The 22,840-nt window shown below is 71.3% G+C and carries 22 protein-coding genes; 14 read left to right on the forward strand and 8 right to left on the reverse strand.

The genetic code is table 11. The features are described from left to right. The first annotated feature begins 48 nt into the window (after window positions 1-48). From ACIG0D_RS15250 to ACIG0D_RS15285, 8 genes are all read left to right on the forward strand, one after another. Entirely contained in the window at window positions 49-1,293 is a 1,245-nt protein-coding gene (locus ACIG0D_RS15250; protein WP_399800411.1) for a hypothetical protein, read from the forward strand. Between the two features lie 111 nt (window positions 1,294-1,404). Further along, window positions 1,405-2,004: a TlpA family protein disulfide reductase gene (locus tag ACIG0D_RS15255; protein ID WP_399800414.1), complete on the forward strand. Its 600-nt coding sequence runs from the start codon at window positions 1,405-1,407 to the stop codon at window positions 2,002-2,004. A 1-nt stretch (window position 2,005) separates the two neighbouring features. After that, window positions 2,006-2,773 (forward strand): cytochrome c biogenesis CcdA family protein, encoded by a 768-nt coding sequence (locus ACIG0D_RS15260; protein ID WP_399800416.1) that lies wholly within the window; start codon window positions 2,006-2,008, stop codon window positions 2,771-2,773. Between the two features lie 3 nt (window positions 2,774-2,776). Then, window positions 2,777-4,507 carry a cytochrome c biogenesis protein ResB gene (locus ACIG0D_RS15265; protein ID WP_399800418.1) on the forward strand — a complete coding sequence of 577 codons (1,731 nt, stop codon included), beginning with the start codon at window positions 2,777-2,779 and terminating at the stop codon, window positions 4,505-4,507. Further along, window positions 4,504-5,616 (forward strand): c-type cytochrome biogenesis protein CcsB, encoded by a 1,113-nt coding sequence (gene ccsB, locus ACIG0D_RS15270; RefSeq protein WP_399800421.1) that lies wholly within the window; start codon window positions 4,504-4,506, stop codon window positions 5,614-5,616. The genes ACIG0D_RS15265 and ccsB overlap by 4 nt, the downstream gene beginning before the upstream one ends. 88 nt (window positions 5,617-5,704) lie before the next feature. Continuing rightward, window positions 5,705-6,310, forward strand: coding sequence for an RNA polymerase sigma factor (locus tag ACIG0D_RS15275; protein ID WP_399800424.1), 606 nt, complete (start codon window positions 5,705-5,707; stop codon window positions 6,308-6,310). Next, window positions 6,307-7,224, forward strand: a complete 918-nt coding sequence (locus tag ACIG0D_RS15280) for a CU044_5270 family protein (RefSeq protein ID WP_399800426.1) — start codon at window positions 6,307-6,309, stop codon at window positions 7,222-7,224. The genes ACIG0D_RS15275 and ACIG0D_RS15280 overlap by 4 nt, the downstream gene beginning before the upstream one ends. Before the next feature lie 39 nt (window positions 7,225-7,263). Further along, complete coding sequence (locus ACIG0D_RS15285; RefSeq protein WP_399800428.1) at window positions 7,264-7,683, forward strand: SRPBCC domain-containing protein; 420 nt, start codon at window positions 7,264-7,266, stop codon at window positions 7,681-7,683. 18 nt (window positions 7,684-7,701) lie between these two features. On the opposite strand, the gene ACIG0D_RS15290 is transcribed toward ACIG0D_RS15285, so the two are convergent. From ACIG0D_RS15290 to ACIG0D_RS15300, 3 genes are all read right to left on the reverse strand, one after another. Continuing rightward, a complete protein-coding gene (locus tag ACIG0D_RS15290; RefSeq protein WP_399800430.1) occupies window positions 7,702-9,243 on the reverse strand; it encodes an ABC transporter substrate-binding protein in 1,542 nt (513 codons plus the stop codon). Next, complete coding sequence (locus ACIG0D_RS15295; RefSeq protein WP_399800433.1) at window positions 9,243-11,342, reverse strand: hypothetical protein; 2,100 nt, start codon at window positions 11,340-11,342, stop codon at window positions 9,243-9,245. Before ACIG0D_RS15295 ends, ACIG0D_RS15290 begins: the two co-directional genes overlap by 1 nt. Before the next feature lie 107 nt (window positions 11,343-11,449). Then, the gene (locus ACIG0D_RS15300; RefSeq protein ID WP_399800435.1) at window positions 11,450-12,241 is read right to left on the reverse strand and encodes a MerR family transcriptional regulator; all 792 of its coding nucleotides are present in this window, start codon (window positions 12,239-12,241) and stop codon (window positions 11,450-11,452) included. An 81-nt stretch (window positions 12,242-12,322) separates the two neighbouring features. On the opposite strand from ACIG0D_RS15300, the gene uvrA reads away from it, so the two are divergent. Continuing rightward, window positions 12,323-14,758, forward strand: coding sequence for an excinuclease ABC subunit UvrA (uvrA, locus tag ACIG0D_RS15305; protein WP_399800438.1), 2,436 nt, complete (start codon window positions 12,323-12,325; stop codon window positions 14,756-14,758). Window position 14,759: 1 nt separating this feature from the next. On the opposite strand, the gene ACIG0D_RS15310 is transcribed toward uvrA, so the two are convergent. Beyond that, the gene (locus tag ACIG0D_RS15310; protein WP_399800440.1) at window positions 14,760-15,185 is read right to left on the reverse strand and encodes a hypothetical protein; all 426 of its coding nucleotides are present in this window, start codon (window positions 15,183-15,185) and stop codon (window positions 14,760-14,762) included. Between the two features lie 153 nt (window positions 15,186-15,338). Here ACIG0D_RS15310 and ACIG0D_RS15315 point away from each other — a divergent pair, with 153 nt between their 5' ends. Next, window positions 15,339-16,250 (forward strand): Scr1 family TA system antitoxin-like transcriptional regulator, encoded by a 912-nt coding sequence (locus ACIG0D_RS15315; protein ID WP_399801220.1) that lies wholly within the window; start codon window positions 15,339-15,341, stop codon window positions 16,248-16,250. Next, entirely contained in the window at window positions 16,195-16,311 is a 117-nt protein-coding gene (locus ACIG0D_RS15320) for a DUF397 domain-containing protein (protein ID WP_399800443.1), read from the forward strand. Before ACIG0D_RS15315 ends, ACIG0D_RS15320 begins: the two co-directional genes overlap by 56 nt. Here ACIG0D_RS15320 and ACIG0D_RS15325 read toward each other — a convergent pair. Together ACIG0D_RS15325 and ACIG0D_RS15330 are read right to left on the reverse strand one after the other, a co-directional pair. After that, window positions 16,292-17,431 carry an MFS transporter gene (locus tag ACIG0D_RS15325; RefSeq protein WP_399800445.1) on the reverse strand — a complete coding sequence of 380 codons (1,140 nt, stop codon included), beginning with the start codon at window positions 17,429-17,431 and terminating at the stop codon, window positions 16,292-16,294. The two genes, ACIG0D_RS15320 and ACIG0D_RS15325, sit on opposite strands and share 20 nt — an antisense overlap. A 112-nt stretch (window positions 17,432-17,543) precedes the next feature. Further along, complete coding sequence (locus ACIG0D_RS15330; protein ID WP_399800448.1) at window positions 17,544-18,140, reverse strand: TetR/AcrR family transcriptional regulator; 597 nt, start codon at window positions 18,138-18,140, stop codon at window positions 17,544-17,546. A 148-nt stretch (window positions 18,141-18,288) separates the two neighbouring features. Here ACIG0D_RS15330 and ACIG0D_RS15335 point away from each other — a divergent pair, with 148 nt between their 5' ends. Further along, complete coding sequence (locus ACIG0D_RS15335) at window positions 18,289-19,251, forward strand: DMT family transporter (RefSeq protein ID WP_399800450.1); 963 nt, start codon at window positions 18,289-18,291, stop codon at window positions 19,249-19,251. On the opposite strand, the gene ACIG0D_RS15340 is transcribed toward ACIG0D_RS15335, so the two are convergent. Both ACIG0D_RS15340 and ACIG0D_RS15345 read right to left on the reverse strand, forming a co-directional pair. Beyond that, complete coding sequence (locus ACIG0D_RS15340; RefSeq protein ID WP_399801223.1) at window positions 19,148-20,029, reverse strand: LysR family transcriptional regulator; 882 nt, start codon at window positions 20,027-20,029, stop codon at window positions 19,148-19,150. The genes ACIG0D_RS15335 and ACIG0D_RS15340 overlap by 104 nt on opposite strands. 1 nt (window position 20,030) lies before the next feature. Beyond that, entirely contained in the window at window positions 20,031-20,399 is a 369-nt protein-coding gene (locus tag ACIG0D_RS15345) for a PLD nuclease N-terminal domain-containing protein (protein WP_399800453.1), read from the reverse strand. A gap of 89 nt (window positions 20,400-20,488) precedes the next feature. Here ACIG0D_RS15345 and ACIG0D_RS15350 point away from each other — a divergent pair, with 89 nt between their 5' ends. Both ACIG0D_RS15350 and mqnP read left to right on the forward strand, forming a co-directional pair. After that, window positions 20,489-21,940 (forward strand): menaquinone biosynthesis decarboxylase, encoded by a 1,452-nt coding sequence (locus tag ACIG0D_RS15350; protein WP_399800455.1) that lies wholly within the window; start codon window positions 20,489-20,491, stop codon window positions 21,938-21,940. Next, entirely contained in the window at window positions 21,937-22,839 is a 903-nt protein-coding gene (mqnP, locus tag ACIG0D_RS15355) for a menaquinone biosynthesis prenyltransferase MqnP (RefSeq protein ID WP_399800457.1), read from the forward strand. Before ACIG0D_RS15350 ends, mqnP begins: the two co-directional genes overlap by 4 nt. Window position 22,840 lies beyond the last annotated feature (1 nt).

The following is a 22,840-nucleotide window of genomic DNA, read 5'->3' on the forward strand; positions in this document are numbered from 1 at the left end:
GCCCTCTGTCTGAGTGGACCAGCACAGAGCACGACGGACGGGGACGGTATGCGTCACATCAGCCGCAGGGGAGCGATCGGACTCGGGGCGGGGGCCGCCGCCGCGCTCGGGATCGCCGGGTGCGGGAACCACACCCCTTCAGAGGGGGTGGGTCACGCCGGCGGTTCCCCCGGGCGGAAGAACGGCGACGAGAAGCCGAGCGGGCCCCCGGCCCGTCCGCTCGGTGACGGCTCGACCGCCTATACCGGCAAGCAGCCCCACCAGCCCCCGGCGCCCGAGCCGCTGGAGCCGGGGCAGACCCCGCCGCAGTTCGTCGTCTTCTCCTGGGACGGCGCCGGCGAGGTCGGCAACGGGCTCTTCCCGCGCTTCCTGGACCTGGCGAAGGAACACGGGGCGCACATGACCTTCTTCCTCTCGGGGCTGTATCTGCTGCCCGAGTCGAAGAAGCGGCTCTACGACCCGCCGAACAACCCGCGCGGCGCCTCCGACATCGGGTACCTCACCGACGGCCACATCAAGGACACGCTGCAGTACGTCCGCCGCGCATGGCTCGAGGGGCACGAGATCGGCACCCACTTCAACGGCCACTTCTGCGGCGAGGGCCACGGCTCGGTCGCGCACTGGACGCCGGCCCAGTGGCGCAGCGAGATCGACCAGGCCAAGGCGTTCGTGAAGGAGTGGAAGACCAACACCGGGTGGACGGATCTGCCGCCGCTGCCGTTCGACTACGACAAGGAGCTGGTCGGCGGCCGTACGCCCTGTCTGCTCGGGCAGGACAACCTGCTGCCGACCGCGCGCGAGCTGGGCTGGCGCTATGACGCCTCCTCGCCGGGCGGGCGTCAGGTCTGGCCGGTGAAGAAGCAGGGCATATGGGACCTTCCGCTTCAGCAGATACCTTTCCCCGGGCGCTCGTTCGAGGTCCTGTCCATGGACTACAACATGCTCGCCAACCAGTCCCTGAACTCCACGAACGCGCCCGCGCACAACTACCCGGCGTGGCGGGAGCAGTCGGCGCAGGCGTACATCCAGGGATTCAAGCGGGCGTACGAGACAAATCGGGCGCCCTTCTTCGTCGGCAACCACTTCGAGCAGTGGAACGGCGGCATCTACATGGACGCCGTCGAGGAGGCGCTGACCCACATCGCGCGGGAGAAGGAGAAGGGCGGGGACGTACGGCTCGTGTCCTTCCGGCAGTTCACGGACTGGCTGGACGTCCAGCGGCCCGAGGTGCTCGCCAAGCTGCGCACTCTGGAGGTCGGACAGGCGCCCGCCGGGGGCTGGAAGCGGCTCTGACGCGGGCGCCGAAAGCGGTTCCGACGGCGCCGGAAGCCGTTCTGAAATGGGGGTTTCCACCTGTAAGGGGGGTGCCCAAGATCCCCGGAACGGACATGCGAAACTTTTCACATGAGTGCCGCCAGCCGTACCACCCTGCTCGCCGCCGGTGCCCTCGCCGCCGCGCTGGCGCTGTCCGCGTGCTCGTCCGGCGGAGGAACGTCGGGCGGCGGTGACACCAATCTGGTCACCGGCAAGTCGGGCATCGCGACGGCGGCGAAGGGCGAGCGCGCCAAGGCGCCCGAGCTGTCCGGGGAGACCATCGACGGCAAGCGGCTCAGCACCGCCGACTACCAGGGCAAGGTCCTGGTCCTCAACTTCTGGGGCTCCTGGTGCGGACCCTGCCGGCTCGAGGCGAAGAACTTCGAGAAGGTCCACAAGGACCTCAAGGACCAGGGCGTCCAGTTCGTCGGCATCAACACCCGCGACACCAGCACCACCCCCGCGCTCGCCTTCGAGGAGGAGCAGGGGATCACCTACCCGAGCCTGTACGACCCGACCGGCAAGCTGATGCTCCGGTTCGAGAAGGGCACGCTCAACCCGCAGCTGATCCCCTCCACCCTCGTCATCGACCGGGAGGGCCGGATCGCGGCCCGCGCCCTCTCCGCGCTCAGCGAGGAGAAGCTGCGCGGCATGATCGAGCCGGTCCTCGCGGAGAAGTCGGGGAAGTGACGTGACCGTCACGCTCGCCGCGGCCACCGACCCCAACCAGACCGTGCTCAACGGGGCGCTGCTGCTCGCCCTGCCGATCGCCGTGCTGGGCGGGCTCGTCTCGTTCTTCTCGCCGTGTGTCCTGCCGCTGGTCCCCGGCTATCTGTCGTATGTGACCGGCGTCACCGGCACCGATCTCGCCGAGGCCCGGCGCGGCCGGATGGTCGCCGGTGCCTCGCTGTTCGTCCTCGGCTTCACCGCCGTCTTCGTCTCCGGCGGCGCGCTGTTCGGCTACTTCGGCGAGAGCCTGCGCGAGGAGCAGGAGACCCTGACCAGGGTGCTCGGTGTGCTCATGGTCCTCATGGGCGTGTTCTTCATGGGCCTGATGCCCTGGTTCACCCAGCGCGAGTTCCGCTTCCACAAGCGGCCGGTGGCGGGGCTGGCCGGGGCGCCCGTGCTCGGCGCGCTGTTCGGGATCGGCTGGACGCCCTGCATCGGCCCGACCCTCGCCTCCGCGCAGGCGCTGGCGATGCAGCAGGCCAGCGCCGGCCGCGGCGCCCTGCTGACCGTCGCCTACTGCCTGGGCCTCGGCCTCCCCTTCGTGCTCGCCGCGGTCGCCTTCCGCAAGGCCCTCGGGGCGTTCGGCTGGGTCAAGCGCCACTATGTGTGGGTGATGCGCGTCGGCGGCACGATGATGATCGCCACCGGTGTGCTGCTGCTGACCGGCGTGTGGGACCGCATCATCCAGGAGATGCAGGTCTGGTCCAACGGCTTCACTGTGGGGATCTGATCCATGAGCAAGACGACAACCAGCACCCCCGAGGGCCGGGAAACGGGCCAGGAGACGGCCCGGGAAACAGCCCAGGACCAGGACCTCGGCGCCGCCGGCTCCCAGCTGTCCACCGCCCCCCGCGAGGAAGCCCCCAACCTGCCCGCGCTGGGCGTGCTCGGCTGGCTGCGCTGGTTCTGGCGGCAGCTCACCTCGATGCGGGTCGCGCTGCTGCTGCTCCTGCTGCTGTCGCTGGCGGCGATCCCCGGCTCGCTGATCCCGCAGAACGGCATCGACGCCACCAAGGTCGAGGACTTCCGCGAGCGGCACACCACCCTCTCGCCGATCTACGACAAGCTCGGCCTCTTCGACGTCTACAGCTCGGTGTGGTTCTCCGCGATCTACATCCTGCTGTTCGTCTCCCTCATCGGCTGTATCGTCCCGCGCACCTGGCAGTTCGTCGGCCAGCTGCGCGGCCGTCCGCCGGCCGCCCCCAAGCGGCTGACCCGGCTGCCCGCGCACACCACCTGGCGGACCGAGGCCAAGCCGGAGGAGGTGCGGGAGGCCGCGCTCGCGCTGCTCAAGGGGCGCCGCTTCCGCGCCCATGTCGCCGGGGACGCGGTCGCCGCCGAGAAGGGCTATCTGCGCGAGGTCGGCAACCTGGCCTTCCACATCGCGCTGATCGTGCTGCTGGTCGCCTTCGGCTGGGGCCAGCTGTTCAAGTCCGAGGGCAACAAGCTGGTCGTGGAGGGCGACGGGTTCGCCAACACGCTCTCCCAGTACGACGACTTCAAGTCCGGCAGCCTCTTCCACAACGACGACCTGGTGCCGTTCAGCTTCGACCTGAAGAACTTCACCGGCACCTACGAGACCTCCGGCCCCAACAAGGGCACCCCGCGCACCTACCAGGCGGAGCTGACCTACAGCGAGGGCGCCTACGGCAAGGAGCGCCGCACCACCGTCAAGGTCAACGAGCCGCTGGAGATCGGTGACGCCAAGGTCTACCTGGTGAGCCACGGCTACGCGCCGGTCGTCACGGTCCGCGACGGCCGCGGCAAGATCGTCTACCGGGACGCGGTGCCGCTGCTGCCGCTCGACGGCAACGTCACCTCCTCCGGCGTCGTCAAGGTGATGGACGGCTACAAGGACGCCAAGGGCAGGAGCGAGCAGCTCGGCTTCAACCTGTTCTTCCTGCCGACCTACGGCGGCGGCACGATGCTGTCGCAGTTCCCGGCGCTGGTGAACCCGATGCTCGCGGTCTCCGCCTACCACGGCGACCTCGGCGTGAACTCGGGCATCCCGCAGAGCGTGTACCAGCTCAACAAGAAGAACCTCAAGGAGTTCAAGGACGCCGAGGGCGAGCTGCTGAAGAAGCAGCTCAAGCCCGGCGACACCCTGACGCTGCCCGACGGCGCCGGCTCGATCACCTTCGAGCGGGAGGTCAGGGAGTGGGCCGGCTTCCAGGTCGTGCAGGAGCCGGGCGGCGGCTGGGCACTCGCCGGCGCCGTCGTCGCGATCCTCGGCCTGTCCGCCTCCCTGTTCGTCCAGCGCCGCCGGGTGTGGGTGCGGGCGACCGAGGGCCCGGACGGTGTCACCGTGGTGGAGATGGCCGGGCTCGGCCGCAGCGAGTCCGCCAAGCTGCCCGAGGAGCTGGGCGACCTCGCCGCGACCCTGTACGAGAAGGCACCGGGCGCGCCCGCTGCCGACGACCCCGCACCATCCCCCGTACCTGCCGAAGGGTCTGACCACAAGTGACTCTCGCCGCCGCGACGAACGAGAATCTCGCGAGCCTCAGCAACACGCTGATCTACTCCGCGATGGCCGTCTACACCCTGGCCTTCTTCGCCTACATCGCCGAATGGCTCTTCGGCAGCCGCAGCAAGGTGGCCCGCACCGCCGCCGCGCTCACCCCCGCCGGGACGGCGGCGAAGACCGGCCCGGCCGTGACCGTCAACAAGGGCGGCGCCACCGCCGTGCTGGAGCGACCGCAGGTCACCGTGCGGGCGCAGGCCGGGGCGCGGGACGTGCCGGACGGGCCCGGGGCGCACGGCGGCGACGAGAAGGGCGACCTCTACGGGCGGATCGCCGTCTCGCTCACCGTGCTCGCCTTCCTCGTCGAGTTCGGCGGGGTGCTCGCGCGGGCCCTCTCGGTGGAGCGGGCGCCGTGGGGCAACATGTACGAGTTCAACATCACCTTCTCCACGGTGGCCGTCGGCACGTACCTCGTGCTGCTGGCGCTGAAGAAGAACGTCCGCTGGATCGGGCTCTTCCTGATCACGACGGTCCTCCTCGACCTCGGGCTCGCCGTCACCGTCCTCTACACCGCCAGTGACCAGCTGGTGCCCGCCCTGCACTCGTACTGGCTCTACATCCACGTCTCCACGGCGATCTTCTGCGGCGCGGTCTTCTACCTCGGCGCGGTCAGCACGGTCATCTACCTCTTCCGCGACTCCTACGAGAACAAGCTGGCCCGCGGCGGACAGCCCGGCCGCTTCGCCTCCTCGGTCCTGGAGCGGCTGCCCGCCGCGGCCTCGCTGGACAAGTTCTCCTACCGGATCAACGCGGCGGCGTTCCCGCTGTGGACGTTCACGATCGTCGCGGGCGCCATCTGGGCGGGCGACGCGTGGGGCCGCTACTGGGGCTGGGACCCCAAGGAGGTCTGGTCCTTCATCACCTGGGTCGCCTACGCCTGCTACCTGCACGCCCGCGCCACCGCCGGCTGGAAGGGCCGCAAGGCCGCCTACCTGGCGCTGGCCGCCTTCGGCTGCTGGCTGTTCAACTACTACGGCGTGAACATCTTCGTCTCCGGCAAGCACTCCTACGCCGACGTCGGCCTCGGGGCGCTCCAGGCCGTCGGGTTCTGACGCCCCGCACTCCGCGCACCGCACAAGGCCGGTTCCTGTGGCCCGAGTCACAGGAACCGGCCTTTGCCGTACGGACAGGCAAGGGGACGTGGACACGAATCTGCGGACACGTATCCGCGCGGGGGACCACGACGCCTTCGGTGAGCTGTTCGACGCCTACGCGCGCTCCGTCTACAACCACGCCTACCGGCTCACGGGGGAGTGGGCGGTCGCCGAGGACGTCGTCTCGCTGACCTTCCTCGACGCCTGGCGGCTGCGGGAACGCCTCGACGAGGAGGGCGGCTCGCTGCGGCCGTGGCTGCTCGGCATCGCCACCAACGTCACCCGCAACACCCGCCGCGCCGCCCGCCGGCACGCGGCGGCGATGGCGCGGCTGCCGCGGGACGAGGCGGTGCGGGACTTCGCGGACGAGGTCGCCGGGCGCGTGGACGACGCGGCTCAGCTGGCCGCCGTACGGACCGCGCTGGCGCGGCTGCGGCGGGCCGAGCGGGAGGTGCTGGCGCTGTGCGTGTGGTCCGGGCTGGACTACGCGGCGGCGGCGCGGGCGCTGGGGGTGCCGGTGGGGACCGTACGGTCACGGCTGTCACGGGCGAGGACAAAGCTCGCGAAACATATGGAACCGCCTTCGGGGCGCGGACAGATCAGAGGTGACCGCACCACCGCGGTCAGGCCCATCAGGGAGGGAAACCGATGAACCAGCTTCCCGAACGAGACCTTCCGCCGGGCCGTCACCGACTCCTCAAGGGGCACCTGATGACCGAGATCCGGCACACCGACGAAGCTCCCGCCCCCGCCCGCAGCCGAAACCGGTGGCTCCGCCCCGCACTGATCGCCGGTGCCGCGGCAGCGCTCGTCGCCACCCTCACCGTCGCCCTGCCGTCCTCCGGGGAGCCCGCCCCGGCCGCGTCGAGGGAGGCCGTGGCGCTGCTGGAGGACATCGCGCTGGCGGCGGAGAAGGCCGACGAGCCGGCGGACATCCGGGACGACCAGTTCGTGTACATCAAGAGCAAGGGCGGCTGGACGACGCACCCGGGCGACGACCGGCCGGCCCGGCTCCAGCCCGTCCACCAGCGCGAGCTGTGGGTGTCGGTGGACGGCTCGCAGGCGGGCATGCTGCACGACCCGTACGCCAGGTCGGACCATGAGCTGCTGGAGAAGCCGACCCCCGGCATCCCGTCCAACACGAACTACCGGCACCTGGAGACCCTGCCCACCGACCCGGACGAGATGTTCGCGTGGCTGAACAAGGTGAGCGAGGGCAGCGGCAGCAAGGACGAGGCCAATTTCGTGCTGGTCGGCGACCTGTCCCGGGAGTCGCTGATGCCGCCCGCCCAGGCGGCGGCGCTGTACCGGGCGGCGGCGAAGATCGACGGTGTGTTCGTCGTCGACGACGCGGTCGACGCGATCGGCCGGCACGGGGTGGCGGTGGCCCGGGTCGACGGCGCGGAGCGCACCGAGCTGATCTTCGACAAGAAGACCAAGGAGTTCCTGGGGGAGCGGGTGGTGCTCGTCGAGGACGTGCCGTGGGGGTTCGAGAAGGGGGACGTGACCGGCCGCTTCGCCGTCCTGGAGCGGGCCGTCGTGGACGAGCGCGGCCGGCGTCCCTGACCAGGTGCGCAAGCCCCGGCCAGGGGTCAGGCTGGTGTCATGACCGGAAAGACCGGTTCGAAGACCGGAGTCATCGAGCAGGGCACCAGCCAGACCCACGGGAACACGCACATCCTGCACTTCCTGGTGCGGTTTCCGAGAACCATGGAGTCGGTCTGGGCCGCGTTCTCCACCCCGGAAGGGCTGGCGGCCTGGTTCACCCCGGCCGACGTGCTGGAACCCCGGCTCGGCGGTGCGGTCACCCTGCGTGACCTGGGGTCCGGCAGGGTCACCGCCTGGGATGTGGACCGGGTCGCCGAGTACACGGTCGAGGGCGCCGGGCGGATCCGCTTCCATCTGGAGCGGGACGGCGAGGGGGCCAGCGCCCTCCGCTTCACGCACGAGTTCGAGGGCGAGGGGGAGTCGGAGGCCGGGTGGCGGGCCCGCTTCGAGCGGCTGCTCGCCCACCTCCGGGTGTAGACCCCTCCGGGCGTAGACCTACGACGGCGGCAGGCACTCCTTCCCCGGCGGCTTCCCCTCCGGCCAGGCGATCTCCACGAACTTCGCCCGCCCCTGCGGCGTCAGCTCCACGATCGGGACGGCCTTGTCGTACGGGTTGCCGTGCACGTCCAGGCAGATCCACCCGCTGGCCCCGTTCACCCGCAGCGAGCCCTTGACCTGCGGCCACTGGAGTCCGACGTCGGTCAGGGGCGGGTCCGTCCGCCCGTCCGGGGTGGCCTCGCGGATGCCGTGCACGGCGAGGCGCATCGCGTCGTAGGCGATGATCAGCTGCCCGTCCTCCAGGTCGATCGGACCGATCGGCCCGATGGGCTCGCCGCGGCTGCTCGCCAGCATCCCGTTCAGCTCCCGGGTGTCGGCGGCCGAGCCGCCGCTGTCCACCCGGTCCTCGATGAAGGCGTCGGGGTGGGCGAGGGCGGTGTAGCGCACGGAGAGATTGCGCAGGGCGGCGCGGTCGAGGTCGTGGTCGCCGGTGAGGTAGGAGCCCTCGTCGCCGGTGAGGACGGTGAACGTACGGTCCTGGCAGCCGCGCGCGCCGAGCGCGTTGACGAACTGCCGCAGCTGGGTGTGGCGGCCGGCGAAGAGGATGGTGTCGGTGTCCCGGGAGGTGTCGCACACCAGGTGGGTGATCTGCCGGAAGGTGTTGGCCGTGGTGCCCTCCCGGCTGCGGTCGGCGGGCGGGGTGAACGGCTGCGGCTCGTACGGTGAGCCCTCGATGAGCCGCGCGAACGACTCCTGGAGGGTGCGCGTGTACGGGTCGCCCGGCTTGTCGTAGACCAGCAGCGCCCGCCCCGCCGTCACCTTGGCGAAGGAGGCCAGCGCGCGGGCCTCGTCGGTGTTGGTGGGGGCGACCCGGGCGAGGCCGGGGAACGGGTCGGTGCCGTGCTGCCCGTTGGCGAGGTCGTCCGCGGTGATGGAGGAGCCGACGACGGAGATGCCGCGCCGGGTCAGCTCCCGCACGGCCTTCTTGGTGTTGTGGGTGCTCTGCCCGATGCCGGTGACCGCCCGCAGCCGCTCCGGGCCCTTCGCCAGGCGCTCCAGCTCGTCCACGGTGTGCTCCCAGTGCTCCCCGCTCGCGCCGGGGTTGGCGAGCACCAGCCGGATCGCCGGGGTCTGCCCGTTGGCGGCGTGGTTGGCCCGGTACTGCGCGAGATACGTGCCCTGGAGCTGGTGCAGGACGTGGTTGACGGTGTCGCGGTCGGTCGCGGTGAACGGCTCGAAGAGGGCGACGGTGACGTAGGAGCCCTCCTTGAGAGAACGGTTCTCCCGCTCGATCGCGGCGAGCGTCTCCCGCAGCCGGGGCTGCCCGAAGTCGTACGCCGTCGTGGACACGCCCACGCACTCGTCGCTGCCTTCGAGGCGTACGACGCCGGGGGCGCAGGAGCGGTCCTCGCGGGTGACCGCGCGGACGGCGAAGGCCAGTCCGGTGACCAGCGCGGCGGTGAGCAGCAGGGCGAGATACCGGCGCAGCGGGATCTCCCAGACGTGCTCGCGCAGCCGGACCCATAATCCGCGTCGCATCACGCACCCCCCAGGTGCTGGTCGTCGTCGTCCTCCGGCAGCCGGGGCGGCCGTCCGGCGAGGGCGTCCTCGGGCCACTCCCGGGAGGCCCGCCACAGCAGGGCGTTGCCCGCCGGGCGCAGGTTGGACAGCTGCTCCAGCTCGAACCGCAGCCGGTCGCACACCGTGGCGTCGGGCAGCACCAGCGGGTCGGACAGCTGCCACACCGCGTGCAGCAGCCGCCGCACCCGCAGATGCAGCGCCGGGTCGGCCACCCCGTCGGGCATCCGGTACGCCGCGTCGGTGCGCCCCAGCGCGACCGCCGCCCGCTGGTCGCCGCGCCCGGTGAAGTCGCGGCCCCGGTCGTCGTGGGCGTGGAAGTAGGGCGCGCCGGCGACGAAGCGGAGGGTGGCGAGCCAGGTGCGGGTGTCCAGGACGGGGAACGTGTCGCGGAGATAGCCGACGGCGGACTCGGCGCCTCCCAGGGCGAGTTGGTGGTGCAGCCGGTATCCGGCGCGCAGGGCGTCGTCGCCGCCGCTCCCGTAGTGCCGGATCACCGTCTCGTGGGCGTACCGCCAGCGCGCGTGGCCGGCGTCCTGGTGGTGGAGCCGGAGCAGCAGCAGCGTCCGGACGAACGGGTCCCCGACGAACTGCCCGGTCACGACCGGCAGTCCCTCGTCCGCGAGCCGGGTCTGCAGGGCCCGTACGTCGGCCGGGCCGAAGTCGTCGGGGAGCAGGGCGTCGGCGAGGGCGCAGGCGGAGTCGTAGTCGTGGGCGGCGGCGAGGACGGTGAGTTCGCCGAGCCGGTCGGCGGGGACGAGCCGGTCGAGGAGTTCCCGGTAGGCGGGCGCGCCGGGATGGTCCTGGGCCAGCCGTACCTCGCCGGTGAGCAGTTCGGCCGGGGCTGCGGGGCCGGGCAGCCGCTGGGCGGCGGCCTCGGCGAGGACGGTGATGCCGAGCGGGTTGCCGCCGGTCAGCCGGTGCGTGGCGTGCGGCAGTTGGGGCGGCACGGGCAGCTCGCCGCAGGCGGCGCCGACGATGTGCAGGGTGTCGTCCGGGCTGAGCGGCGGCAGCGACACCAGCAGGGCCCGCGAGGACGACGCCCCCGCGTCGGGTGTCCAGTCGGTGCGCCGGGCCAGCTCGGACAGCTCCCGTCGCACGGCGCTGCGCAGGAACTCCCCGGTGCCGCGCAGCCCGGCGAAGAACACCACCTGGTCGGCGATGCCGTCGGCGCGGTCGCGCAGTACGGCGTCGATCAGACCGGGGCCGGGCGGGTGCTGCGCGTTGTCGACGAGGACGAGCGGCCGTCCGATGCGCTGCATACGGGGCAGTACGCCCGAGTAGGCGTCGGTGAGGTCGGCGAGCAGCGCCCGCACCAGATAGCGCTCGGCGTGGAGCCGGGAGGTGCCGCCGGCCCGGAAGTGGCCGGAGAGCAGCATCAGTCCGCGCCGGGCGTGCCCGCCCGCGTTGGGATAGTCCTGGTACCAGAGGGAGGCCCGCTGGTGGCGGCGGTTGCCGAATCCCTCGGACAGCGAGTCGAGGGTGGCCTCGATGGCCGCGGTGAGCAGCTGCCCGGTGCCGCTGACGGCGGTGACGACGTTGGCGGCGACCTTCCCGGCCCATCGCCCGGCGAGCCCCGACAGCCACGACCCGCTCTCGTTGAGCAGCAGGATCCGCTCGACCTCGCTGCGGATGCGCTCGGAGTCGGCGTCGCCCCAGCCGCCGGCGGCGACCGCGACCAGCCCCGACATCAGCCGCGGGAACTGGATCCGCCCGGCCCCCGTGACCGGCGCGGCCAGCTGCTCGGCGACGACGAGCAGCGCCTGCGCGAGCGGCGACCAGGCCTCGGCGGGCCGTCCGGAGGGCGGCGCCGCGAACTCGGGGGCGGCGCAGTCGACGAGCGCGACGGGTGTGTGCCCCCGGTAGGCGTCCCGTAACTCCTCCAGCACGGCGCTCTTGCCGAGCCCGCGCGCCCCGGTGAGCACGACGAACGGCACCTCGCGCGGATGCTCGACGGCCACCGCGCGGTGCTGGTGCGGACGCAGCCCCACCAGCCGCGGAGCCAGACCGGGCGGATCCGTCCCGAACAGCGCCCCGCGCCCGTGCAACCGTCTGTGCACCGCCGCACCTCCCCCGTCCGACGCGTTGCCCAACTTCAGGTTAAGGAGAGGGACTTGATTCGGACCAGATCGTGTGGTGACCGTTGGGTTACGAAATTGCCGATGCGTCAGATCGGCTCGGTCTGCCGCCTGCGAGGCCCACCGGCAGACCCATCCGCTGTCGGTCCTGTCGTCGTCCCGGCCGCGCCGAGCGAGTCCCGGCAGTCGAGGTAGTCGTGGAGGCGGCCCGCGCCCCGGAGCATGGCCCTGGTGCGGGCCGTCAGCATGTCGCCGCGCGCCGCGACCGCCGCCCGCAGCGCCTCGGTGCTGCCCTCCCGGCGCAGCCCCTCCAGCACCGGGCGGATCCGGTCGATCGGGTGGTGGCTGCGGCGCAGCGTGTGGACGAGCCGCGCGTCCCGCACGTCGACGGGCCGGTACAGCCGGTACCCGGTGCCGCGTTCCCGCTCCGGCACGACCAGATCGGCCGCCTCCCACACCCTCAGCGCGGAGGTCCGTACGCCGATCAGCGCGGCGACCTCACCGACGCGCAGCCCACCTCGGGGCAGCTCGGCCGGCTCCTGCTCCGTCAGCGTCTCCAGCGCCTCGCGCGCCGCCTCCAGGGTGGTGCGCTCGGCGTGCAGCGCGGCGTGCGCGGCGTCGATGAGAGCCAGGGCGCCGGGTACGTCCCCGGCGTGCACGGTCTGCATGATCCGGGCCGCCCCGGTCGTCCCGTACCCCTTCGACAGCGCCCGGTACGTCAGCAGCGCCTCCCGATGGACGGGCGCGAAGACGCGGTAGCCGGACTCGGTGCGGTCGGCCGGCGGGAGCACCCCGGCGTCCTCGTAGTTGCGGACCTGCTGAGCGGAGACCCCGACGAGGCGGGCGAGGTCGACCGGCCGCAGTCGCTTGCTCTCCTTCACGGATTTGAAGGTTACGCCCCCCAGTAGTCGAGAGGTGGCGGTAAAAGTCCCAATAGGAGCTTCAATGGAACACTTGAAGCCATGGCCGACTCCCTGCTCGTCACAGGTGCCCGTCTCCACAACCTCAAGAACGTCTCCCTCACCCTGCCCAAGAACAAGCTGGTCGTCCTGACCGGCCTGTCCGGCTCCGGGAAGTCCACGCTCGCCTTCGACACCCTCCACCGGGAGGGCCAGCGGCAGTACCTGGAGTCCCTGGGCATGGTCACCGGGTTCGTCAGCAAGCCCGCCGTCGACTCGATCACCGGGCTGTCCCCGTCCATCAGCGTCGACCAGCACCACACCAACCGCAGCCCGCGCTCCACGGTCGGCACGGTCACCGAGGTCTTCACCTACCTCCGCCTCCTCTGGTCGAGGATCGGCGTCCGCCCCTGCCCGTCCTGCGGGGAGCGCGTCCCGCCCGCGCACACCTCCGCCCACGACGAGGACGCCGAGCCCGGGCAGGTGCCCTGCCCGCACTGCGCCGCGCCCGTCCCCGAGCTGGTGATGGGCACCTTCTCCTTCAACAAGCCGGCCGGGGCCTGCCCCGAGTGCACCGGGCTCGGCGAGGTGATCCGCGCGGACGTCCGGCAACTGGTCGACGAGGAACGCTCGGTCGCGGACGGCGCGGTCCTCGGCTGGCACCCGAAGGCCACCGAGCGGAACGTGGCGCTGCTGCGGGCCGCGGCCGAGCACTACGGCCTCGCCTTCTCCGCCAGCACCCCGATCCGCCAGCTCGCCCCGTTCACCCGCACCCTGCTGCTGTACGGCGTGGAGTCCGAGGAGTTCCGCCGCCACTTCCCGGACACCGCACCGCCCGCCACGGTCACGGCCGGCCGCTTCGAAGGCGTCGTCACGGCGGTCCTGCGCCGCTACGCCGAACGCATCGACGACGAGGACTACCGGGAGAAGACCGAGCGCGTGCTGCTGAAGGAGCCGTGCGGCGCCTGCGCGGGCACGCGGCTGCGCCCGGAGAGCCGGGCCGTCACCGTGCACGGACTCGGCATCGTCGACGCGGCCCGGCTGCCGCTCACCGAACTCGCCGCCTGGCTCGCCGGACTCCGGGACCGCTCCACCACCGACGAATGGCTGTTCGTCGAGCCCGTCGTCGCCGACCTGACCGAGCGGGTGCGCCGCCTGGTCGACGTCGGCGTCGGCTACCTCACCCTGGACCAGCCCACCCCCAGCCTGTCGGCGGGCGAGACCCAGCGCCTGCGCCTCGCCGCCCTCCTCGGCTCCGGCCTGACGGGCGTCCTCTACGTCCTCGACGAGCCCACCATCGGCCTGCACCCGTCGGACACGGCCCGCCTGATCGACGTCCTGCGCCGGCTGCGCGACCTCGGCAACACGGTCCTGGTCATCGAACACGACCTGGAGGTGCTGCGCGCCGCCGACCACGTCGTCGACATCGGACCGGGCGCGGGCCGGGACGGCGGCCGGGTGGTCGCCCAGGGCACCCCGGACGAGGTCGCCCGCACCGAGGGCTCGGTCACCGGCGCCTACCTGTCCGGACGGCTGCCCGCACCGGCCTCCCGGCGGCGAGCGGACGCGGACCCGGCCCTGGTCGTCCGCGGCGCGCGCGAACACAACCTCAAGGACATCACCGTACGCATCCCCCTCGGCCGCCTGGTCACGCTCACCGGCCCCTCCGGCTCCGGCAAGTCGACCCTGCTGCTGGACATCGTCGACCGCGCCGCCCGCCGCCGCTTCCACGGCGCCGCCACCCCGCCCGGCGCGCACGACGGCATCGACGGCTGGGAACACCTGGGCAAGGTCGTCACCATCGACCAGGAGCCGATCAGCCGCATACCGCGCTCCAACGCGGCCACCTACTCCGAGGCGTTCACCCCCATCCGCGAGGCGTTCGCGGCGGCCTCGGGCGGGCGCCTGACCCCCGGCCACTTCTCCTTCAACGTGCCCGGAGGCCGCTGCGAACGCTGCGAAGGCGCGGGCGTCCTGACCGTGCACATGCACTTCCTGCCCGCCGTCGAGGTCCGCTGCCCCGCCTGCCAGGGCCGCCGCTTCCGCGACGAGGTGCTGTCCGTCCGCTACGACGGCCACGACATCTCCGAGATCCTGGAAGCGACCGTCGACGAGGCGCTGACCGTCTTCGCCGACGTCCCGGCGGTCGCCACCCGCCTGCGCCGCATGGCGGACGTCGGCCTCGGCTACCTCCCACTGGGCCAGCCCGCGACGACCCTCTCCGGCGGCGAGGCCCAGCGCATCAAACTCGCCAAGGAACTGGGCCGCAGGCCCGCCGCCCGCACCCTCTACCTCTTGGACGAACCCACGACCGGCCTCCACGCCGCCGACACCGCCCGCCTCCTGGACGTCCTCCAGCGCCTGGTCGACGCGGGCCACTCCGTCGTCACCATCGAGCACAACGAGGACGTGGCCCGCGCTTCCGACTGGCTGATCGAACTCGGTCCGGAGGGCGGCGCGGGGGGCGGACAGTTGATGGGGGAGGGGGCGCCGGCCTGACTCACTGCCTCTCCAGTACGGCGTAGTCCGCGAAGCTGCGGCGGTAGCGCAGGTGCCGGGTCTCCTGGGCGTGCCTGCGCTGCCACTCCTCGACGTCCGCCGGGTGCGCGAACGTCCCCGAGGCCGCCCCGCACTCGGTCTCGTCCCCGGACACGCAGTACGCCTCGTACTCCGGCTGCGCGGACGGGTCCTGGACGATCGAGTACGGCACGTAACGGAAGAGCCGCCGGCCCGTCGACCGCTCGTTCGCCGCGCGCACCCCTGCGGCCAGGCGTTCCTCCTGCGTCGCGGGCCTGATCCCCGCCGGGTCCGCCTCCCACTCCCGGCCGCCACCCACGGGGCGCAGCAGGGCGTAGGGGCCCAGCCTGGCCTGGAATGCGCCAACCCTGCGCGTCTGGGGGTCGTAGACGAGCGTTCCCGGTTCCATCCCTGCACCTTTCGTAACTCTGGGTGTATCGAGCGTCGCGCAGGGGAATGGCCCGTATCAACGCTGAGCGCGTGCGACTGGGTGTTTGTCACGGAGGGGGAAGCTGTGACCAGGCGGAACGCGGAGGGGGCCTCCGGCGCGACCAGTGCCGAGATGTTCGGCGAAGTGCTGCGTCACTTCCGGGAGATGGCCGGACTGACCCAGGAGGGCCTGGCCAGGGAGATCCCGTGCGACCGGTCCCACGTGGCGAGGGTCGAGGCGGGGACGCGGGTCCCGCAGGACACGTTCGCGAAGAAGTGTGACGAAGTGCTGGGCACGGGTGGGGTGTTGCTGCGGTTGTGGGGGAGGGTGGACTGGTATCCGCAGGTCGAGCATCCGGACTGGTTCGAGCGGCGGGCGCGGATGGATGCCGAGGCCGTCGCCGTGTACGCGTACCAGACCCACGTGATGCCGGGCTTGTTGCAGACACCCGACTACGCCCACGCGCTGTTCGCTCGCCGTCTCCCGGACGCCGACGAAGTCGAGCGACGCGTCCGGGCTCGTATGAGCCGACAGCAGCGCTTCCTCGTCCCGGGCGGTCCGACGTGCATCGCGGTGCTGGACGAGAGCTGCCTGCGTCATGTCGTGGGCGGCCCGGCCGTCATGCGGGACCAGTGCGCGCACCTGCTGGCCGTGAGCCGACTCCCCAACATCCGCATCCAGGTGGTCCCCTCGGACCGGGCTGACATCGACCGCCCCGACACATCACTGTGGCTGATCACGCTGCCCGACGGCCACCAGTGGGTCTACTCGGAGTCCCTGGACCGTGGCCATTTCAGCGACGACCCGGCCGTCTTCGCGCGGCATGCCCAGACCTATGATGTGCTCAGGGCGGACGCTCCGTCAGCCCGCGAGTCCGCTGCTCTGATCAGCGACTTGATGGAGGGGTACAGCGACCATGGACAAGCACCAGCTGAGCGTGGCCACTTGGATCAAGAGCAGCTACAGCGGCGCAAACGGCGGCGAGTGCGTGGAAGTAGCCCCCGGTTTCCCCGTCGTCCCCGTCCGCGACAGCAAAACCCCTGACGGCCCCGTCCTCCTCATATCGCGCGCCGCCTGGGCGGAGTTCACCGCGTCGCTCGGATAAGCGGCGGAGCCACCGTCGCCAGGCCCGCGAGGGCCATCGCCGCGCCCAGCCACAGAGGTGCCCGCAGGCCCCACCCGTCGATCGCCACGGCTCCCAGGGAGGAGCCGATGATGATGCCGAGGGTGATGAACGACGAGTGGACGGTGTTCACCAGCGGACCCGCGTTGCCCGCGCGCTGGACGCGGGTGACCATCGCGGGGTTCATGGTGACGCCCACCAGCCCGATGCCGAGCATGCAGGCGACCGCCGGGACGGGCAGGTCGGTCCAGACGGCGAAGCCGGTCAGGAAGACCAGGTTGAGCAGCAGGCCGGTGGCGAGGACGGGCAGGGTGTACCGGTCGGCGAGGCGGCCGACGACGGTGTTGCCCACGACGGTGGCGGCGCCGTAGGCGATCAGCAGCGCGGGGACCGTACCGGTGGAGAAGCCGGTGACCTCGGTGAGGATCGGGTTGAAGTAGCTGAACGCCGAGAAGGTCGCGCCGATGATCAGCGTGCTGGTGGACAGCGCCAGCAGCAGCTTGGGGCGCCGGAAGACGCGTACCTCGTCGCGGAAGCCGCCGCCGTTGCCCGCGGGGTCGGTGCGGGGCACGCCCAGGAGGGTGGCCGCGGCGGCGACGACGGTGATGGCGGTGATCGTCCAGAAGGCCGCCCGCCAGCCCCAGCGCTCGCCGACGAGGGTGGACAGCGGCAGGCCCAGCAGGGTGCCGAGCATGAGGCCGTTCATGGCGACGGCGATGGCACGGCCGCGGACCTCGGGACGGGTGAGCTGGGCACACAGCGAGATGCCGACGCCGAAGAAGGCCTGTGAGGCGATGCCGGTGATGACGCGTGCGGCGAGCATGACGCCGTAGCCGGTGGCGGTCGCGGCGAGGACGTTGCCGGTGAGGAAGACGGCGAAGAGGGCCATCAGGGCCGTGCGGGGCGGGAGTTTCATGAGGGCGATGGTCAGGAAGGGCCCGCCGGCGGCCATGGCGACCGCGAACGCGGTGATGAGATAGCCGATCTGCGGGACGGTCACGTCGAGTCCGTCCGCCATCTGCGGCATCAGTCCGGCGACCACGAACTCACTGGTCACCATGGCGAAGATGCCGAGCGCCAGGACGTATACGGCACGAGGCACGGTTCGTTCTCCCCCTCCGGGATCGTTCTGGAAAGATCAGTACAAAACTTGGGCGTGAGAAGGCGCCGCTCGGTCGGCGGTGCGCTTCTCGGCGGGTCAGCGGGTCAGCGGGTCAGCGGGTCAGTGCGTCCATCGTGACGTCGGCGATCGACTCCAGCGTGGCCCGGTCGGCGCCGCCCTGGCTGGAGATCCGCATGCCGCCGATCGCGGCGTTGACGAACCGGGCCAGGGCCCCGGAGTCCCGGGAGGAGGTGATGCTGCCGTCGCGGCGGCCCTCCTCCAGCACCGCGCGCAGCGCGGCGAGGCGCCGGGCGAGGTCCCGTTCCAGCAGTTCGGCAGCGCGCGGGTCGCGGCCGGCCAGCTCCACCGTCGTGTTCACGGTGAGGCAGCCCAGGCTGCGGCCTCCGGCCTTGTGCTCCGTCTCGCCGTCGACGACCACGTCGAGCAGCGCGCGGATCCGTTCGGCGGCGCTGCGGCCGGTGTCCTCCAGGATGGCGAGCTGGTTGGCCGTCATGGTCTCGATGTAGTGGGCCAGCGCGCGCTCGAACAGGTCGTGCTTGCTCTTGAACGTGTTGTAGATGCTGCTGCGGCCCAGTCCGGTGGCGTCGCACAGGTCCTGGGTGGAAGTGGCCTCGTAGCCCTTCTCCCAGAACGTGCGCATCGCCGCGTCCAGGGCCCGTCCCTCGTCGAAGTTCCGCGGTCGGGCCATGAGGTCACCTTAACCGTTTTGGATCGTACGTTTCAATACCGTTCCGGGAGTGCGGAGTTCGGGTCATCGACGGAGCCGATACCCCCATCGGCAGGACGCCCCACTGGCGCGTGGACCCGCCCGTCCGCCCGCTCGTAGCGTCCGGGACATGACCTCACCGACCACTCCCTCGCAGCGCAAGGGCACGGCCCAGCTGACCGCCGCCATGGTGCTCTCGGGCACCATCGGCGTCTTCGTCGTCGAGTCCGGCGCCTCGCCGTTCGACGTCGTCTTCTTCCGCGTCCTGTTCGGCGCCCTCGCCCTCGGCGGCTACATCGCCGCCCGCGGCTGGCTGCGCGACCACGGCTTCACCCCGCGCACCCTCGGACTCGCCGTCCTCGGCGGCGTGTTCATCGTCTTCAACTGGGTGTTCCTCTTCCAGTCCTACGAGACCACGTCCATCTCCGTGGCGACGGTCGTCTACCACACCCAGCCGTTCTACGTGGTGCTCCTCGGCGCCCTGCTGTTCCGGGAACGGCTCACCGCCGCGAAGGTGGGCTGGATCGCCGTCGCCTTCGCCGGACTGATCCTCGTCTCCGGCGTCACCCCCGGCGACTTTGCCTCCGGCGGTGGCTATCTGCTGGGCATCGGGCAGGCCCTGCTCGCCGCGCTGCTCTACGGCCTGTCCACGGTCGTCACCAAGCGGATCAGCGGGGTCCGCCCGCACCTGATCGCCCTCGTCCAGGTCCTCGTCGGCATCCCGCTCCTGCTCCCCTTCGCCGACTTCGGCACCATGAGCGGCACGGGAGCCGACTGGGGCTGGCTGGTGGGCCTCGGCGTCATCCACACCGGGCTGATGTACGTGCTCATGTACGCCGCGTACGCCCAGCTGCCCACCGCGAAGATCGCCGTCCTGGCCTTCGTCTACCCGGCCGTCGCGATGGTGGCGGACTGGGCGGTGTACGGCCACCACATCGGCCTCGTCCAGGCCCTCGGCGTCCCGCTGATCGTGACCGCCGGCCTCAAGGTCACCCTTGCTCGGCCACGAGCCGCCGCGCCTGCTCCACGAACAGCCGGGCGTGCGCCGGAAGCCGCTTCCCGGACCGCCACGCCAGTTGCGTCCGAAGCGTGAACGGCGGCTCCCAGTCCAGCCGTACCAGCGAGCCCTCGGCGAGTTCGGCGGCGGCCGTGATCTCGGGCAGCAGACAGATCCCGAGACCGGCCGCCGCCGCCCGCTTGGTCGCCTCGATCGTGCCGAACTCCATGAACGACACGGGAGCCAGTGAGGTCAGCTCCCGCTCGAACAGGTCGCGGTAGGCGCAGCCCGGCTCGGTGGCGAGGAGGGACTGGGCGGTGAGGTCGGCGGTGGTGGGCGGGCGGCCGGCGAGCGGGTGGGAGGGGGCGGCGACCAGGGCCAGCGGCTCGACGGCGAGCACCTCCGTCTCCAGACCGGGGTGCTCGGTCTCCCGCTCCATCAGGAAGCCCAGGTCGTAGACGCCCTGGCGCAGGGCCTGCCGGGTCTCGTCGCCGATCGTCGTCCGCAGGGACAGCCGGACCTTCGGGTAGCGGTGGTGGAAGAACTCCAGCAGCGGGGGCAGGCGGTGGTTGGTCAGGGACTCCATCGTGCCGACCACCAGCGTGCCGGACGGCTCCTCGGTGCCCGCGACCGCCGAGCGGGCCTCCTCCGCCAGCTCCAGGATCTGCCGGGCGTACGGCAGCAGCCGCTCACCGGCCTCCGTCAGCCGGATGCGGCTGCCCAGCCGGTCGAACAGCTCCGTGCCCAGCGAGGACTCCAGGGCGCGGATCTGACTGGTCACGCTGGACTGCGCATACTTCAGCTCCGCCGCGGCCTGGGTGAAGCTCAGGACGGTCGCGACCTTCTCGAAGGTGACCAGGAGCCGCAGCTCCACGTCAGGACTCGCCCCGCTTCTTCCGGTCACCGTCGCCGTCACCCTCGCCGTCGGCCTTGCCGTCGGGCCGGCCGTCGGTGCCGTCCTTCTTGTCGAGGTCGAGGGACTTCAGGAAGTCGGGGTTGTCGTCGGGGGCGACCCACTGGCGGGAGCGGTTCGCCCGCACCCCGGACCAGCCGTCCGCGGCGAGCGCCCGCTTCTTGCCCGCGATCAGCCAGGAGATCGAGCCGACCAGGGGGAACAGCAGGACGAGGATCGCCCACAGCGGCTTCGGCATGTGGCGGATGTCCTGCTCGTCCGTGCTGATGCAGTCGATGAACGCGTACACGCTCAGCGCCAGTGGCACGACGAACATCAGAACCCGGAGCATCGGTGCACCCCCAGTGGTACGGCGGGTCGGGAATCGCGGTGCGGCCCCCGTGACGGGGCCAGGGTAGCCCCTCGGGGATACTTGACCCCATGGCTTATGACGATCTTCGCTCCCTGCTCAGGGCACTGGAGCGCGAGGGAGACCTGAAGCGCATCAAGGTGGAGGTCGACCCCCATCTGGAGGTCGGGGAGATCGTCGACCGGGTGAACAAGGCCGGCGGTCCCGCCCTCCTCTTCGAGAACGTCAAGGGGTCGTCGATGCCCCTCGCCATGAACGTCTTCGGGACCGACCGGCGCCTGCTGAAGGCGCTGGGCCTGAAGTCGTACGGCGAGATCAGCGACAAGATCGGCGGGCTGCTGAAACCGGAGCTGCCGCACGGGTTCGTGGGCGTGCGGGAGGCCTTCGGCAAGCTCGGCGCGATGACGCACGTACCGCCGAAGAAGGTCAAGGACGGCCCCGTGCACGAAGTCGTCCTGCACGGCGACGACGTCGACCTGGACAAGCTGCCCGCGCTGTTCACCTGGCCCAAGGACGGCGGCTCCTTCTTCAACCTGGGGCTGACGCACACCAAGGACCCGGAGACCGGGATCCGCAACCTGGGTCTGTACCGCCTCCAGCGCCACGACAAGCGCACCATCGGCATGCACTGGCAGATCCACAAGGACAGCCGCAACCACTACCAGGTGGCGGCGCGGCGCGGGGAGCGCCTGCCGGTCGCCATCGCCTTCGGCTGCCCGCCCGCCGTGACGTACGCCTCGACGGCCCCGCTCCCCGGTGACATCGACGAGTACCTGTTCGCCGGGTTCGTCGCGGGCAAGCGGATCGAGATGGTGGACTGCAAGACGGTCCCGCTCCAGGTGCCCGCGCAGGCGGAGGTGGTCCTGGAGGGCTGGCTGGAGCCGGGCGAGATGCTGCCGGAGGGCCCCTTCGGCGACCACACCGGCTTCTACACCCCGCAGGAGCCGTTCCCCGCGCTGAGGATCGACTGCGTCACGATGCGCAAGCGCCCGCTGCTCCAGTCGATCGTCGTCGGCCGCCCCCCGACCGAGGACGGCCCGCTGGGCCGCGCCACGGAACGCTTCTTCCTCCCGCTGCTGAAGATCATCGTCCCGGACATCGTGGACTACCACCTGCCCGAGGCCGGCGGCTTCCACAACTGCGCGATCGTCTCGATCGACAAGAAGTACCCCAAGCACGCGCAGAAGGTCATGCACGCCATCTGGGGCGCGCACATGATGTCCCTGACGAAGCTGATCGTCGTCGTCGACGCCGACTGCGACGTCCACGACCTGCACGAGGTCGCCTGGCGCGCCCTCGGCAACACGGACTACGCCCGTGACCTGACGGTGGTCGAAGGTCCCGTCGATCACCTCGACCACGCCTCCTACCAGCAGTTCTGGGGCGGCAAGGCGGGCATCGACGCGACGAAGAAGTGGCCCGAGGAGGGCTACACCCGCGACGGCGGCTGGCCGGACATGGTGGAGTCCGATCCGCGGACGGCGGCGCTGGTGGACCGCCGGTGGAAGGAGTACGGCCTGTGAGCAGCGCATCGGCGGCCATCCCGCAGCCGGGCCGGACCAAGGCGTTCCTCCGCCTGGTGATGATCGAGCACTCGATTTTCGCGCTGCCCTTCGCCTACATCGCCTCCCTGACGGCGATGTTCCAGCTGGACAAGAACATCCACTGGGGCAAGCTGGCGCTGGTCACCGTCTGCATGGTCGGCCTGCGCACCTTCGCCATGGCCGTCAACCGGATCATCGACCGCGAGATCGACGCCCGGAACCCGCGCACGGCGCACCGCGAACTGGTGACCGGCGCGATGTCGGTGAAGCACGCCTGGACCGGCGCGGTGATCGCGGTGGTGATCTTCCTCGGCTCGGCGGCGCTGCTGAACCCCCTCTGCCTGGCCCTGGCCCCCGTGGCGGTCGTGCCGATGGTGGTCTACCCCTACGGCAAACGCTTCACGAACTTCCCCCAGGCCATCCTCGGCCTCGCCCAGGCGATGGGCCCCATCGGCGGCTGGCTGGCGATCACCGGCGAGTGGTCCTGGGACGCGGTCATCCTCGGACTGGCGGTCGGCATCTGGATCGGCGGCTTCGACCTCATCTACGCCTGCCAGGACGTCGACACCGACCGCGAGATCGGCGTCCGCTCGGTCCCGGCCCGCTTCGGCATCCCGGCGGCGATCTGGGGCGCCCGCGGCTGCCACACCGTCACGACGGCCCTCTTCGTCTGGTACGCCCTGGCGACGGACGCGGGCATCTTCTTCTGGCTCGGCCTCCTGATCGTCGCCGCCGCCTTCGTCTACGAGCACCGGATCGTCCGCCCCCACGACCTGTCCCGCCTGAACAGGGCCTTCTTCTCGGTCAACGGCTTCATCGGGATTGCCCTGTTCGTGTGTGCGCTGCTGGATCTGTTGGTCCGGGGTCTGACGCTCTGAG

The organism is Streptomyces sp. NPDC052773 (assembly GCF_044547145.1).
Taxonomy (GTDB): Bacteria; Actinomycetota; Actinomycetes; order Streptomycetales; family Streptomycetaceae; genus Streptomyces.